The sequence below is a fragment of the Parabacteroides sp. Y3-G-102 genome, from assembly GCF_023656845.1.
Classification (GTDB): domain Bacteria; phylum Bacteroidota; class Bacteroidia; order Bacteroidales; family Tannerellaceae; genus Parabacteroides; species Parabacteroides distasonis.
In genome coordinates this window covers 1-13,441 of the sequence record NZ_JAMOKU010000062.1, presented here as the reverse complement: position 1 = coordinate 13,441, position 13,441 = coordinate 1, and the positions used below count along the sequence as shown (strand labels likewise).

General features: G+C 40.6%; 16 protein-coding genes. 7 read left to right on the top strand and 9 right to left on the bottom strand.

The genetic code is table 11. The features are described from left to right. Window positions 1–6: 6 nt before the first annotated feature. Window positions 7–414, top strand: coding sequence for a hypothetical protein (locus tag NBH16_RS21180; RefSeq protein WP_250789035.1), 408 nt, complete (start codon window positions 7–9; stop codon window positions 412–414). A gap of 45 nt (window positions 415–459) precedes the next feature. Further along, entirely contained in the window at window positions 460–2,769 is a 2,310-nt protein-coding gene (locus tag NBH16_RS21175) for an outer membrane beta-barrel protein (RefSeq protein ID WP_250789034.1), read from the top strand. 24 nt (window positions 2,770–2,793) lie between these two features. On the opposite strand, the gene NBH16_RS21170 is transcribed toward NBH16_RS21175, so the two are convergent. After that, window positions 2,794–3,387 (bottom strand): hypothetical protein, encoded by a 594-nt coding sequence (locus NBH16_RS21170; protein ID WP_005862283.1) that lies wholly within the window; start codon window positions 3,385–3,387, stop codon window positions 2,794–2,796. 101 nt (window positions 3,388–3,488) lie between these two features. On the opposite strand from NBH16_RS21170, the gene serB reads away from it, so the two are divergent. The 3 genes from serB to NBH16_RS21155 are packed head-to-tail and all read left to right on the top strand — an operon-like array spanning window position 3,489 to window position 5,503. Then, complete coding sequence (gene serB / locus NBH16_RS21165; RefSeq protein WP_005856925.1) at window positions 3,489–4,715, top strand: phosphoserine phosphatase SerB; 1,227 nt, start codon at window positions 3,489–3,491, stop codon at window positions 4,713–4,715. 25 nt (window positions 4,716–4,740) lie between these two features. Beyond that, window positions 4,741–5,046, top strand: a complete 306-nt coding sequence (locus NBH16_RS21160) for a Dabb family protein (protein WP_005862281.1) — start codon at window positions 4,741–4,743, stop codon at window positions 5,044–5,046. After that, window positions 5,033–5,503 (top strand): C-GCAxxG-C-C family protein, encoded by a 471-nt coding sequence (locus NBH16_RS21155; RefSeq protein WP_005862279.1) that lies wholly within the window; start codon window positions 5,033–5,035, stop codon window positions 5,501–5,503. Before NBH16_RS21160 ends, NBH16_RS21155 begins: the two co-directional genes overlap by 14 nt. A 9-nt stretch (window positions 5,504–5,512) precedes the next feature. Here NBH16_RS21155 and NBH16_RS21150 read toward each other — a convergent pair whose 3' ends face one another. Further along, entirely contained in the window at window positions 5,513–6,217 is a 705-nt protein-coding gene (locus tag NBH16_RS21150) for an MgtC/SapB family protein (RefSeq protein ID WP_005856919.1), read from the bottom strand. A 136-nt stretch (window positions 6,218–6,353) separates the two neighbouring features. Between NBH16_RS21150 and NBH16_RS21145 the strand changes: the two genes are divergently transcribed. Next, a complete protein-coding gene (locus NBH16_RS21145) occupies window positions 6,354–7,115 on the top strand; it encodes an exodeoxyribonuclease III (protein ID WP_036628709.1) in 762 nt (253 codons plus the stop codon). A gap of 101 nt (window positions 7,116–7,216) precedes the next feature. Here NBH16_RS21145 and NBH16_RS21140 read toward each other — a convergent pair whose 3' ends face one another. The 5 genes from NBH16_RS21140 to NBH16_RS21120 form a co-directional block, all read right to left on the bottom strand. After that, the gene (locus tag NBH16_RS21140; protein WP_005862273.1) at window positions 7,217–8,134 is read right to left on the bottom strand and encodes a dihydroorotate dehydrogenase; all 918 of its coding nucleotides are present in this window, start codon (window positions 8,132–8,134) and stop codon (window positions 7,217–7,219) included. Then, on the bottom strand, window positions 8,122–8,907 hold the full coding sequence (locus NBH16_RS21135; RefSeq protein ID WP_005856914.1) for a dihydroorotate dehydrogenase electron transfer subunit: 786 nt from the start codon (window positions 8,905–8,907) through the stop codon (window positions 8,122–8,124). Before NBH16_RS21135 ends, NBH16_RS21140 begins: the two co-directional genes overlap by 13 nt. 65 nt (window positions 8,908–8,972) lie before the next feature. Continuing rightward, entirely contained in the window at window positions 8,973–9,422 is a 450-nt protein-coding gene (locus NBH16_RS21130) for a helix-turn-helix domain-containing protein (protein WP_005856911.1), read from the bottom strand. 841 nt (window positions 9,423–10,263) lie between these two features. Next, on the bottom strand, window positions 10,264–11,286 hold the full coding sequence (gene holA / locus NBH16_RS21125) for a DNA polymerase III subunit delta (protein WP_005856906.1): 1,023 nt from the start codon (window positions 11,284–11,286) through the stop codon (window positions 10,264–10,266). A 19-nt stretch (window positions 11,287–11,305) separates the two neighbouring features. Next, window positions 11,306–12,082, bottom strand: a complete 777-nt coding sequence (locus tag NBH16_RS21120) for an AMP nucleosidase (RefSeq protein ID WP_044546993.1) — start codon at window positions 12,080–12,082, stop codon at window positions 11,306–11,308. Window positions 12,083–12,138: 56 nt separating this feature from the next. On the opposite strand from NBH16_RS21120, the gene NBH16_RS21115 reads away from it, so the two are divergent. Next, the gene (locus NBH16_RS21115) at window positions 12,139–12,600 is read left to right on the top strand and encodes a type I restriction enzyme HsdR N-terminal domain-containing protein (protein ID WP_057318762.1); all 462 of its coding nucleotides are present in this window, start codon (window positions 12,139–12,141) and stop codon (window positions 12,598–12,600) included. A gap of 61 nt (window positions 12,601–12,661) precedes the next feature. On the opposite strand, the gene NBH16_RS21110 is transcribed toward NBH16_RS21115, so the two are convergent. Together NBH16_RS21110 and NBH16_RS21105 are read right to left on the bottom strand one after the other, a co-directional pair. Further along, window positions 12,662–12,913, bottom strand: a complete 252-nt coding sequence (locus tag NBH16_RS21110) for a hypothetical protein (RefSeq protein WP_005862263.1) — start codon at window positions 12,911–12,913, stop codon at window positions 12,662–12,664. A gap of 77 nt (window positions 12,914–12,990) precedes the next feature. After that, complete coding sequence (locus tag NBH16_RS21105) at window positions 12,991–13,218, bottom strand: hypothetical protein (RefSeq protein ID WP_010182987.1); 228 nt, start codon at window positions 13,216–13,218, stop codon at window positions 12,991–12,993. Window positions 13,219–13,441: the final 223 nt, after the last annotated feature.

The window sequence follows — 13,441 nt, the reverse complement described above, 5'->3', positions numbered from 1 at the left end:
ACAATCATGAAAAAAAGTAATCGCGTATTTATCGCCTTGATAGGGACATTATATATCGTTCCAGCCCTCACTTTCGGCGCTGCCCAGTTTACGTCGGAAAAATGCCTTACAGGTTTCACGCAAAAGTTTCAGATTATCCAGATAGATAATCCGGAGTTGAAAGCGGAAAACATAAAGGTCGACACAAGAACTGCCTCCGAATTTCCTCGGGCACAAATATTGGAAGCAAAAGACCGGTCGCTGCTCTATTACGAGGGAAAGAAACGGTATTTGCCGGAAGTCAGCCGCCACGATTCTCTATTATTGGTTAGCGGGGCGAGGGACGCCGGGCAAGATAAAAATCTCACGTTGCATATCCGTATCAACAATATCCAGAAGATCCGTCTGAACGGAGAAGAGATTTGGACTAAGTAACAAGCACATACATACATTATTTCTTAATCATTAAATCGTACTATAATGAAACAAATCATTATGGCAGCCCTTTTTATATCCTTTTCTTGGGGTATTCGGGCACAACAATTACAGATCCGGGGGAAAGTCATCGATCTATCCGACAAGTCTCCTCTTGAGTTCGCGAATATCACGCTTCAAACAGCCGATTCCGCATTCATCACAGGGACGACGACGGATAGTAAAGGACTTTTCCGGATCGAGAAAGTCAAGGCCGGAGATTATCAAGTATCTGTTTCCTCCATAGGTTACAAGACTTCGGTAGTCTCCGTGCTGGGACTTTCCCAGCCTATAGATCTCGGTACGATCTCATTGGCATCCTCCTCTATATCCTTAGATGAAGTCACGGTCAACGCTTCCGCTATCCGTAATACGGCGGACCGTAAGATCGCGTTCCCTACCTCTGAGCAAAAAGCGGCTTCCAGCAATGGCATCAATCTATTGAACGCCTTGATGCTTCCTCGTTTGGAAGTAGACCCGATCCGGAATAGCGTATCGCTACCGAATGAAGGGACTATTCAATTCTGCATCAACGGTATCAAGGTGGAGCTATCCGATATCCGGGGCTTATCGCCACAGGAGGTAATCCGGGTAGAATATCATGATAATCCGGGCTTACGTTACGGTAACGCCTCTGTCGTACTCGACTACATTGTCCGGAGGGAAACTAGCGGAGGTTCTGTCAATCTGGATCTTAGTAATTCGCCGACCACCTCTTTTGGAGACGATCAAGTATCGGTGAAGTTCAATCATAAGAAATCAGAGTTCGGATTGCAATACGCCGTCCGTTACCGGAATCCGTATCATATCTGGACGGAAGGAGTCGAGACCTTCCGCTTTGAGAATGGGGAGACGATGGAACGTACCTCGGAAGGTCTGCCAAGAGGAATGTCCGAGACCGCTCATAACCTCTCTCTTAATTATAATCTGGTAGATAACGACCATTATTATTTCAATGCCACGCTACGCTATTTCTTATCAGACGAGGATAAAGGTGGCGGCAAGAACCTGTATACCAACAATCATCCCGAGGATAAGACATACGCTTGGAATCCAAATAGCAACTCTACCAAACGTCCTTCCCTCGACCTTTATTACCAACGCTCCTTACCACATAAGCAGACATTGATACTTAATATGGTAGGTACGTACATACATACGAACGCAAACCAAATGTATCAAGAATGGAAAAACGATATCCTCTTATCGGATATCTTGTCGAACGTGGATGGAGACAAATATTCCATCATCGGCGAGGGAATCTACGAACGGCAATTCGAGGCCGGTCGATTGGGAGGAGGATTGAAACACACCCAATCGTGGACGGATAACACCTACAGCGGAACGGTTGGAGGACGAACCAAGATGAAACAGTCGGAGACGTATCTCTATACGGAATTCAGCGGACGTGTCAAGAAGTTGAATTATACCGCCGGAATAGGTGTCTCCCGCTCATGGTTCAAGCAAGAAGATGAGGAAGATTATCAATATTATACGTTCCGCCCAAAGGTATCCTTACAATATAACTTTACGGATAATATGTATTTCCGGGTAAACGGTAGCGTAAATAATGTCTCACCTAGCCTATCGGAACTAAGCGCCATCGAGCAATATATCGATACGCTACAGATACGCCGGGGAAATCCTTATCTGAAACCCTATAAGAGTTATGACATGCAAGCCAATTATCTATATAAAAAAGGAATATTCACCGGAGACTTAAACTTTTATTACAGTAATAGCCCGGACCGGATCATGGAGGAAGTGATACGAGAAAATAATAAGTTCATTCGCATTACCGATAACCAAAAAGGATGGCAGAAACTAAGCGGTGACTTGACATTACGTGTCGGCCCTATCATCAAGCGGATCATAAGCCTATCCGTGGCAGGTGGAGTCAATCGTTATATCAGCGAAGGAAATAGTTATTCGCATACCTATAACAATTGGTATTACCGGGCTTCCGTCATGGCTATGTACAAGAAATTCATGGCTATGTTCCAGATACAAAGTAGCTATAATACGTTTGTCGGCGAATTATTGCATGGTGGCGAGAATATCCATATGTTTATGTTCCGGTACAATCAAGGTAAATTCGCCGTTGGAGCCGGATTGATGATGCCTTTCTCCAGCCAGTACAAACGGGTAGAGGAAAATCGGAACGCTTACGCTCCCAGCCGTACGAACATGTACGCGAACGACTTCAGCCGAATGTTGATGCTAACCTTCTCTTGGAATTTTGACTTCGGCCGTAAGTTCAAGGAGGCCAATAAGAAACTTTGGAATAGTGACGAGGATTCGGGTATCATGCGATGATCCTCAAATAAAAAAAGTCCGGTATTAATTACCGGACTTTTCTTTTCTATCTTCAGGAGGGGGAATTGGAACCCCTTCTTTAATAAACTCATCATATACGATCTTAGGATGGTCTTGCGGAGAAGCCAGTTGATATTCCGCGGCGAAATTATCCCGCCTAAAATTCTTCAGCTTAAGGTTTTCCGCGCTGTAATTTCTCAAGGTCTCCTTTCTGTCACCAAACAAAGAACTGTTCAATACTTCCGAATCCAGAATATTTTCTTTCGGAGTCATCGTCGGCAAAAGGTTTTGTTCCAGCAATCCTCTATAAGCGCCAATGTATTCGCACCAAACAGAATTACCTTTTTGATAGATTCGATAGGTGTAGTTAGACCAAGCTGTCGTTACATGAATCTCATGCTCCCAGATATCGACGCATGCTTCTGAATCAAAGTAGGGATCTTTAATCGTCACACGTCGCAATCCATGATTCTCATCTCTCACTAAAGTCAGCCACTTATCTGAATGAAGTATTTCAGAAATAATGTCGGGCAACTTTTCCTTGATTTCAAATTGGATTCTCATACATTTCGCCTGCCGGTCAGGACTTTTTAAGGTTGCCAGGTTCTCATTAAACATTTTGTCGTTAATACGATAAAACAAATATAAGCAAAAATGTTTAATATAATATACTCTTTTTCGATAATTCTTACGTACTTTTGCCTAATAGAATGACAAATATGGCACAAAACGACGAAATAATACTGATAAATATCAATGGAGCGGATCGTCCGGGTGTAACGGCGGCTCTTACGGAGATTCTAGCCAAGAACAACGCTGTTATCCTCGATATCGGTCAAGCGGATATCCATAACCATTTATCATTGGGTATCTTGTTTCAAAGCACGGAAGGAAATTCCGGCGATATATTGAAAGAACTACTGTTCAAGAGTTACGAATTAGACGTCAATATCCGTTTCAATCCCATTACAGAGCAAGAATATAGTAAATGGGTAGGTATGCAGGGCAAGAACCGGTATATCATCACGATATTAAGCCGTAAGCTTACGGCCAAGCAAATCGCGGGTGTTTCCCGGATCGTAGCGGAGCAAGATATGAATATTGATGATATCAAGCGGCTCACGGGACGTATCCCGTTGGACGAGAATGCCCGTACTCCCAAGGCGAGCGTGGAGTTTTCCGTACGTGGTACTCCGAAAAACAAGGAGTGCATGAAAGCGGAGTTCATGAAACTTTCCACGGAGCTTGAGATGGATATCTCTTTCCAAGAGGATAGCATGTATCGCCGTATGCGCCGTCTGATTTGTTTCGATATGGACTCTACCTTGATAGAGACGGAGGTTATCGACGAGTTGGCGATACGTGCCGGAGTTGGCGATCAAGTAAAAGCGATTACAGAGGCAGCCATGCGTGGAGAGATCGATTTCTGCGAGAGCTTCCGCCAGCGTTGTGCCTTATTAAAGGGGTTGGACGTATCCGTGATGCAGGAGATCGCCGAGAATCTACCGATCACAGAAGGTGTAGACCGTTTGATGCGTATCTTGAAAAAGGTGGGCTTCAAGATCGCTATCCTTTCCGGAGGTTTCACTTATTTCGGTAATTTCCTTAAACAAAAATATAATATCGACTATGTATACGCCAACGAGCTTGAGATCGAGAATGGCAAGCTAACGGGTAATCATGTGGGTGATATCGTAGATGGGAAGCGGAAAGCGGAGTTATTACGCCTAATCGCACAAGTGGAAAACGTAGATATTCGCCAGACCGTAGCGGTTGGCGACGGGGCGAACGACTTGCCGATGATTAGTATCGCCGGTCTAGGTATCGCCTTCCATGCCAAACCAAAGGTTAAGGCGACCGCCAAGCAATCTATCTCTACGATTGGCCTCGATGGTATCTTATATTTCCTTGGATACAAGGATTCGTATTTGGATGAACAGATGTAATATATATAATTAACGTATAGCGATTATGATCAGACATATTGTAATGTTTAAGTTGAGGGAGTTTCAAACTCCGGCTGAGAAGCAAGCCAAAATGCAAGAAATTAAGGATAAACTGGAAGCCTTAATCAATAAGATAGACGTATTGAAAATGATCCGTGTAGATTTTAATTGTAATCCGGCGGAGACTTGGGATATTATTTTAACTACTGAATTGCCTACCTTGGAAGATGTAAATACGTACGCTAATCATCCGGAACATGTAGCGGTCGCTAAAGGAATTATTGGCCCGGTAAAGGCGGACAGAGCTTGTGTTGACTATGAAATCCTTTGATATAGAGGAGTGTGTGAACCAAGCGGTCCACAACTTCGAGTCCGGATATAATTGCGCTCAATCTGTATTCCTCGCTTATTCGGATGTCTTCGAGTTGGATTTAGAACTGGCGAAAAAGATGTCTGTATCTTTTGGAGGAGGTGTCGGACGCATGCGTGAGGTTTGTGGTACCGTAAACGCAATGGCGATGTTAGCCGGATTTAAGTATCCGGTATTTGATCCGCTAGATCAAGAGGCGCGTGCCCGCAACTATGGCATGGTACAAAAAATGGCGGCTTTATTCAAGGAGAAACATGGGACGATCATTTGCCGTAGCCTTCTTCCTCCGGAAGAGACATCGACGAATCCCGCTCCTTCCGCACGCACACAACAGTATTATGCCAAACGTCCTTGCGGTAAATACGTTGAGGAAGCGGCTCGTATCGCCGGGCATATGCTAAAGGGTGAACTTGAATAAACGGCATTGTCAAGCTAGAAGACGTATTTGTGAAATGTAACCAAGTTTTCGAATCTCAGTGAATAACTCACTGTAAGAGGACTTGGATTTCACATTGACTTTATAGGTAATTGTCGATGTATTCTTGTCGTAATTATGCTCATAAGAAAGACTTACGATAAATATGCTCCTATTTTCCAAGATTTTCCGGATACCTTTAAGATCGGGAGTCGAGGTTGAGCAATTTATCGTAAGTATTTTATTAACACCATCCAAATACATACGTCGCTCCAGCCTTTCTAAAGAAACCAATACGAACAAGGTAAATGCCGTAGTGATAGAAGCGGCCAAGAACATACCGGCACCAGCGGCCAAACCTACTACAGCCATTACCCAAATACAAGCCGCCGTAGTGAGTCCATGCACGCTTCCATGACTTTGAATAATAGCTCCTGCTCCCAAGAAACCAATACCTGTAAGGACTTGGGCGGCGATACGCCCCGGATCTCCATTCAAGAAATTCGGATAGGTTTGTGGTATCCAGATAGATATCAACATGGCGGCGGCAGATCCCATACAGATCAAGGTAAAGGTTCGCATACCAGCGTCCCTGCGGCGAAATTGTCTTTCTACACCGATAATAGCGCCAAGCACGAAGCTGATAGCTAATCGTACGGCGGCGGTCGAGGCCGTTATCTGAGTATTCTCTAAAATATCGTTCAAATGTTCCAGCATAGTCTGTCATTCATTCTAAGTTATACAAATATAGAAAATTTCTATGTACCGATTATGGAATGAAAACAATGTAAAATCGTCAAAAGTTGTATCTTTGAGACAGAATAAAAGTCATTCACCTCTAAACTTAGAAAAATTGAAAATAATAACGTACAATACAAATGGATTAAGGGCTGCCGTAGGTAAAGGCTTGCCCGAATGGTTGGCTCAAGAACAGCCAGACGTGTTATGTATCCAAGAGACAAAGTTACAACCAGACCAGTTTCCGTCGGAAACATTCGAGACTTTAGGATATAAGTCTTATTTGTTTAGTGCCCAAAAGAAGGGATATAGTGGCGTGGCCATTCTTACGAAACAGGAACCGGATCATATCGAGTATGGAATGGGGATCGAGAAGTATGATAATGAGGGACGTTTCCTCCGTGCGGATTTCGGGGATGTATCGATCGTAAGTGTCTATCATCCTTCCGGGACTAGTGGGGATGAACGGCAGGATTTTAAGATGATATGGTTAGAAGATTTCCAGAAATATGTCGTTGAGTTACAGAAATCCCGTCCGAACTTAATTCTCTGTGGCGATTACAACATTTGCCACGAGCCGATAGATATTCATGATCCGATCAGGAACGCAAAGAACAGTGGTTTCCTTCCGGAAGAACGGGAATGGATGACTCGCTTCTTATCCGCAGGTTTTACGGATACATTTCGCTTCTTGAATCCGGATAAGCAAGAATATACATGGTGGAGTTATCGCTTCAATTCCAGATCTAAAAATAAAGGATGGCGTATTGATTATTGTATGGTTAGCGACAATATGAAGCCGAAAGTTAAAGCCGCTTATATATTAAACGATGCCGTACATTCTGATCATTGTCCGGCCGTATTAGAGATCGAATAATTTTTCATAATAAAAAGAAAGGATGTGTTCTTTTTGCGTAAGCGAACACATCCTTTTTTATTATTGAAAAAATGAAAATAAAGTCTATAAATGAACTTAGATTATCTCTGAATATCCAATGCTCCGATCAACTCTTTTACTGATTTAAAACCATGTCGGTCACAATAGTCATTCAATCCATCAATAACCTTGATAGAAACAGTTGGATCTACAAAGTTATAAGTTCCGATCTGGATAGCACTAGCCCCAGCTAACATGAACTCCACGGCATCTTTCCAATTTGAAATACCTCCCAAACCTATAATTGGAATCTTTACCGCATGATACGTTTGCCATACCATACGTAGAGCTACAGGTTTTACGCAAGGCCCGGAAAGACCTCCAGTTATTGTAGATAATATAGGTTTACGTTTCTCTGCGTCGATGGCCATTCCAAGCATCGTATTAATTAACGAAACAGAATCCGCACCCTCCGCTTCAACAGCTTTAGCGATCTCCGTAATATCAGTTACATTAGGAGAAAGTTTTACAATAAGTGTCTTTGGATAAACCCTACGAACAGCCTTAACAACCTCTCCTGCACCACACGTAGTAACGCCGAAAGCCATACCACCTTGCTTTACGTTCGGACAAGAAATGTTCAGTTCGATAGCGGGAATCCTATCTAACTCTGCGATCTTTTCCGCACACTCGACATACGTTTCAACCGAAGACCCACTCACGTTTACGATCATATTCGTATCGATGTCCTTGATCTCCGGATAAATATGCTCAGCGAAATAATCGGCGCCCTTATTCTGAAGCCCCACAGCATTCAACATTCCGGAAGGAGTCTCCGCCATTCTTGGATAATCATTACCTTCACGAGGTTGGATAGTGGTACCTTTCACGAAAATACCCCCCAAACGTGAAATATCCATGAAATCAGCATATTCTATACCATATCCGAACGTGCCGGATGCTGTCATTACCGGATTTTTCAACGGTAAATTCCCAATGTTTACATTTAATTCAGCCATGACAATTTCTCAATATTAAATACGGGACCTTCTGTACATACACACACATTATGACCTTCCTTGTTTTTCTCTACGCAGCACAAACAAGCACCTATGCCACAAGCCATCGTGTTCTCAAGAGAAACCTCGCAAGAAATAGCTTCCGCACCTGCGTATTTCGCTACCGCCACCATCATTGGTTTAGGACCACAAGTATAAATCTGGTCAAATCGAACCTCTTTAAGGATCGTATGGTTAGTCACATACCCTTTCTCGCCTAGCGAACCATCTTCGGTTGTGATATAAACCTTACCAAATCTCTGGAATTCATCTAATTGCAATACATCATCCTTAGAACGAGCCCCAAGTAGAAAAGTAGGCTCAAAACCGGCTTCTTTTAAACAAGCTCCTAGATATAACATCGGAGCGGTTCCAACACCACCACCAATCAGCAAAAGTCTTTTGTTCTCCTGTTCCTTGGAAGGAATTGTAAAACTATTACCCAGTGGTAGCATTATGTTTACAATATCACCGGGACGGAATTCTGCCATTTTTCTCGTGCCATCACCAACAAGTTGAATCAATAACCACAACTCATTTTTAGACTTATCTACATAGTTGACGGAAATCGGACGACGTAAGAATGTTGTAGGAGAGTTTTCTACATGAACCTCTACAAATTGTCCGGGAAGCATCTCTGGAAGATTCCCATCCGAGGTTAACTTTAGCAGGCAATAATTTTTATGAAGGTGACAGTTTTCAGTCACCTTCATGTCTAAGATGTACTTCTTCATATACACGATTACTCAATTTATCCGCAAAGATACATGAATATAACGTATATACCGAACAGTTTACCTTAGTCTTTCTTGTTTTTTTCAGGGACGAAAGTATCAAACGTATTGTCGGAGTAAAATATCATTATTTTACTAACATTTTTAGAAGGCTTTTCTTGGCATATAACTTGCTCTACAACAGGTTGTTTCTGGATGTTTACAGGTGTCTCAACCCCAATTTCCTTGCGATTTTCGGCAACAACTTGTACATTGGGACGATTTTCAAGCATATTTGTAAACAAATTAGGTTCAGTTAACACATGTTCTCGGATCATTTCGCCTTTGCCAAACAATAGCCAGTCAGAATCAACATAAGTGAACCGTTCCAGTATTTTTAGCAGAACATCCAAACTCGGATTATTTCTCCCAGATATAATATGTGACATTGCCGAACGCTGTATACCGATCGATTCGGCAAATTTAGAAGGGGTAAGTCCTTCACGTTCCATTATTTTTAAAATACGATCTCTCATATTCATACATATCTTAAATTCTTACTAGAATACTGCCATTATGACCGTTTACTAAGATAAATGTCCATAAAGTAAACCGGATACAAAGATAAACCAATATTTCCATTTGTGCAATTTATTTTTATAAAACTAAATTGACACATATGTGTCGCACCGATACATATGTGATGGGTAGAACTGTAAACCGTGTTCAAGAAGGAGGTATAGAGTATTTAGAAAAACTTTAGAAAAATAGCATATATATCTGATTTATATGTAAATATAATAATACATATGATGTATAGTTAGGGGGTTTTTATACGTTTGTAGACGAAAAAACATGTTTAGTTAATGTAAACAATCAATATTTCTATATAAAAAACTGGTTATTTATAATTTATAGCAAATCTTACGTGGATAAAGAAATATATAGTAATCCATGATTTATATTAGTAATGTAAACATGACACATTTGTAACGTCTATATAATGATTACAAAAACCACCAACATTTGTAATCTACTCAAATACTTTTATTGTATATATGATTGTAAACATCCATTTCTCGGTTACATTCGTATACAATATAATTTTACTCTATTTATTTTACTGCCAACTTGTCTATTTTTCCTTTAACGGATAATGAAGGCAATCTATGGCTATACCGATTATAACTTTAAGTATGGATTTCTTGGAATTTTTGAGGAAGAAGGTACGTGATTGAATAAATTTTAAAATCTCAGAGAGATAAAATATGCGTAATTAATTGATAAATAAACAAAAAGGCCTCTTTTTCCAGTTTGACTTTTTCATCATTCTAGGAAAAAAGGCCCTTTTGCCTGCACTAAGTCTATGATTTCTGTTTAATGTAAAATTTTGTAAAGTAATTCTTTTAGTAAATCTGCATCTGTCGCTGAAGAGTTTTCCACTCCCTTAGATCTTGCGTCAGTTGTTCGGATATCGCTGATCAAATTAAAAACTTTCATCGCTGGATAATTTTTCATCCCCAAAAGATAGTCCTTTACTTGATAAGTTCCCCGTAAACCAAGTGCGGTCATCAATCCTGATTCCGATCGATCCTTTGAATAATAACAAATCAGCAAGTTTGAGAAATAGTTAAATAATACAGGAAGTGTCATCTGTATCGGATTACTTTTAGGGTTTTTCTCAAAATACTGAGCGATCCGGTTAGCCTTTAATATATCCTTCATGGCAAGTGCCTTTATCAGCTCAAAGTTATTGTATTCTTTACTAATCCCTATATTTTGCTCGATCAATTCCGGTGTGATGCGTTTTGAGGCCTTTTCAGCCAAGATAATTGCCAGCTTATCTAATTCCTTATTGAGACGGTTTAAATCGTTTCCAAGGAAATCTGAGAGCATTTGAGCGGCTTTTGGATCGATACCGATAGAACGCTGTTGCATCAAAGAGGTGATAAAACTCGGCATTTTATAATCCGGGATCTTTTTTGACTCATATAAAATACCGTTTTTATCGGTTGCGGCCGCTAACGCACGACGGCGATCTAAAGTCTTATATTTGTAATTTATGACCAAAATAGTTGATGACAAAGGATTCTTCACATAACTGCTCAGCAACTCTATATCTCTCACTAATTGAGCCTCTCGAACAACGATCAATTGATATTCGGACATCATCGGAAAACGACGTGCCGCATTGATAATAGAAATAGCATCTGTATCTGCGCCGTATAGAATAATCTGATTGAAATCTCTCTCAGATTCCTCTAATACGCTTTTTAATAACAAATCTGTTATTTGATCGATGAAGAAAGGCTCTTCGCCCATTAACACATAAACAGGCTGAAACTTCCTTGCTGTTATATCCCTACAAATCTCCTCGAAAGTAATTTCTTTTTTTGCCATAAATTATGAGGTTTCGCTATTACCAACTAAAACGGATATGACGGATGGTTTTCTTACCATCCAAAATCTGTTGAAGAGCTTCAATTCCCAACATTACCTGTTCTCCTACAAATTGTTGAGTTACTTTCCGGTCACTCGCTTCTGTTTTTATACCATCTTCTTCCATCGGTTTATCCGATATCATCAACAATGCACCCGTAGGTATTTGGTTAGCGAAACCGGCAGTAAGCAAGGTTGCGGTTTCCATATCGATACCAGTGGCATGCGTACTACGAAGATATTCCTTGAAATCATTATCGTATTCCCAAACCCTGCGATTTGTCGTGTAAATCGTACCTGTCCAATAATCTTTTCCATGATCACGTATGGCGGAAGAAATAGCACGAAGCATTGAAAAAGCGGGCAATGAAGGTACCTCAGGTGGTAAATACTCATTCGACGTTCCCTCACCTCGGATCGCCGCTATTGGCAATACATAATCCCCTAATACATTCGCTCTTTTTAATCCTCCACATTTACCGAGGAAAAGCACCGCTTTGGGCATGACTGCTGATAATAAATCCATGATTGTAGCAGCGTTCGCACTTCCCATCCCAAAATTGATAATGGTAATCCCTTCTGCCGAGGCATTGGGCATCGAACTTTTCAATCCCAAAATCGGGACATTAAAATGATCCGCAAATATCTCGACATATTTAGTAAAGTTAGTGAGTAATATGTGCTTAGTGAAGTCTTCTAGCTTTCGCTCGGTATAACGAGGCAGCCAATTTTCTACGATTTCTTGTTTTGTTCTCATAAATAACTACCTTTGAGGTGCATTTTAGTTTAGAATATAAATAGCAAATATAGCAAATGCTCCCATTAAATCTACCAAAATTCTCAGTCAAAGTTACGGAGAAAGCAGGAAAGCCTTCTATTTGGGATCCTGTACGCCGAAAATTTGTCGCATTAACGCCAGAGGAATGGGTACGACAACATTTCGTGAACTATTTGGTCACGGAAAAAAGCTATCCTCAAGAACTTTTAGCGAATGAAGTAGCGGTAAAACTAAACGGAACATCCAAACGATGCGATACCGTTGCATACAATCGGTTTCTAGCACCTCTAATGATTATTGAATATAAAGCTCCACACATCGAGATAACAAGCGCAGTATTCGATCAAATCGTACGTTATAACATGGTCTTACACGTAAAATACTTAACCGTAAGCAACGGCATCCGTCATTTTTGTTGCAAAATTGACTATGAGAAACAGACGTATGCTTTCCTCGAAGATATACCGGAATACAATCTATTGGAGAAAATCGTTTAATTATCTAAAATAAGTCCCCCTTATCCTTCTATGCACTCGCACGGATCAGATAAGGGCTTACTCAGCCCAACCAGTGAGTAGTTCTATCGATTAGGAATTTACAGTTTGCAGATAAGTCATCTTGTTCTATATACTCGACATCACCGGAAGTCTTAGAAGGTAGCACCATATCTGATACTTCTACCTCCTCATTTTCAAGGCTGGCAAACTTAAACAGATTATATATGCTTGATAGAAAGAGAAGAAAAAGAAACAGGAATGCCTTTGCGACACTTCCTGTTTTTTCTATATATTGAGTAGATTTCAAATCCATATCCCACGCATTAAAAGTTACATGGGCACAAACATAGCAATATTCGTCAAATAAACAAATATTTTAACACGAAAATTTTACTTCGTAAAGAGATAATCCTCCGGTTTTGCGATTCGTAAAATATATTCCGGAGTATTAGGGAGCCTTTTCGCATACAAAGTGACAGAATCACCCCTCTCAGGCATCGTAGAATTAGATTCCAACGATATCTGGTCAACATTACGCAATTTTATTTCATCATCTTTATCGAAAAAGAATGAGTATCCTAATAAAACTGCAAAAAAAGATAAAATCAATGGCTTCATGTCTAACTTGTTTTTATGACTATATAAGCTTAGATGCTTATAAAACGATAAACGCTGCATATTATTTCAAAATAATTACATTTTTAATGTGCCGACATAGAAGTGACATGATACAGATTTACTTCACACGTAATTAACAATTAAAAGAACGTGTGTAACATGTCAAACAAGTTAAGAGAACGTAAAAATTACAGCATGGAGTTCAAGCTCCGTATGCTGAAGG

Coding starts and splice junctions, on each gene's coding strand:
- NBH16_RS21155 (WP_005862279.1), top strand. CDS start 5,033: ATGAAATCCTTTGATATAGAGGAGTGTGTGAACCAAGCGGTCCACAAC.
- NBH16_RS21105 (WP_010182987.1), bottom strand. CDS start 13,218: ATGAAGCCATTGATTTTATCTTTTTTTGCAGTTTTATTAGGATACTCA.
- serB (WP_005856925.1), top strand. CDS start 3,489: ATGGCACAAAACGACGAAATAATACTGATAAATATCAATGGAGCGGAT.
- holA (WP_005856906.1), bottom strand. CDS start 11,286: ATGGCAAAAAAAGAAATTACTTTCGAGGAGATTTGTAGGGATATAACA.
- NBH16_RS21160 (WP_005862281.1), top strand. CDS start 4,741: ATGATCAGACATATTGTAATGTTTAAGTTGAGGGAGTTTCAAACTCCG.
- NBH16_RS21130 (WP_005856911.1), bottom strand. CDS start 9,422: ATGAGAGATCGTATTTTAAAAATAATGGAACGTGAAGGACTTACCCCT.
- NBH16_RS21115 (WP_057318762.1), top strand. CDS start 12,139: ATGCTCCCATTAAATCTACCAAAATTCTCAGTCAAAGTTACGGAGAAA.
- NBH16_RS21140 (WP_005862273.1), bottom strand. CDS start 8,134: ATGGCTGAATTAAATGTAAACATTGGGAATTTACCGTTGAAAAATCCG.
- NBH16_RS21135 (WP_005856914.1), bottom strand. CDS start 8,907: ATGAAGAAGTACATCTTAGACATGAAGGTGACTGAAAACTGTCACCTT.
- NBH16_RS21170 (WP_005862283.1), bottom strand. CDS start 3,387: ATGTTTAATGAGAACCTGGCAACCTTAAAAAGTCCTGACCGGCAGGCG.
- NBH16_RS21175 (WP_250789034.1), top strand. CDS start 460: ATGAAACAAATCATTATGGCAGCCCTTTTTATATCCTTTTCTTGGGGT.
- NBH16_RS21150 (WP_005856919.1), bottom strand. CDS start 6,217: ATGCTGGAACATTTGAACGATATTTTAGAGAATACTCAGATAACGGCC.
- NBH16_RS21120 (WP_044546993.1), bottom strand. CDS start 12,082: ATGAGAACAAAACAAGAAATCGTAGAAAATTGGCTGCCTCGTTATACC.
- NBH16_RS21180 (WP_250789035.1), top strand. CDS start 7: ATGAAAAAAAGTAATCGCGTATTTATCGCCTTGATAGGGACATTATAT.
- NBH16_RS21110 (WP_005862263.1), bottom strand. CDS start 12,913: ATGGATTTGAAATCTACTCAATATATAGAAAAAACAGGAAGTGTCGCA.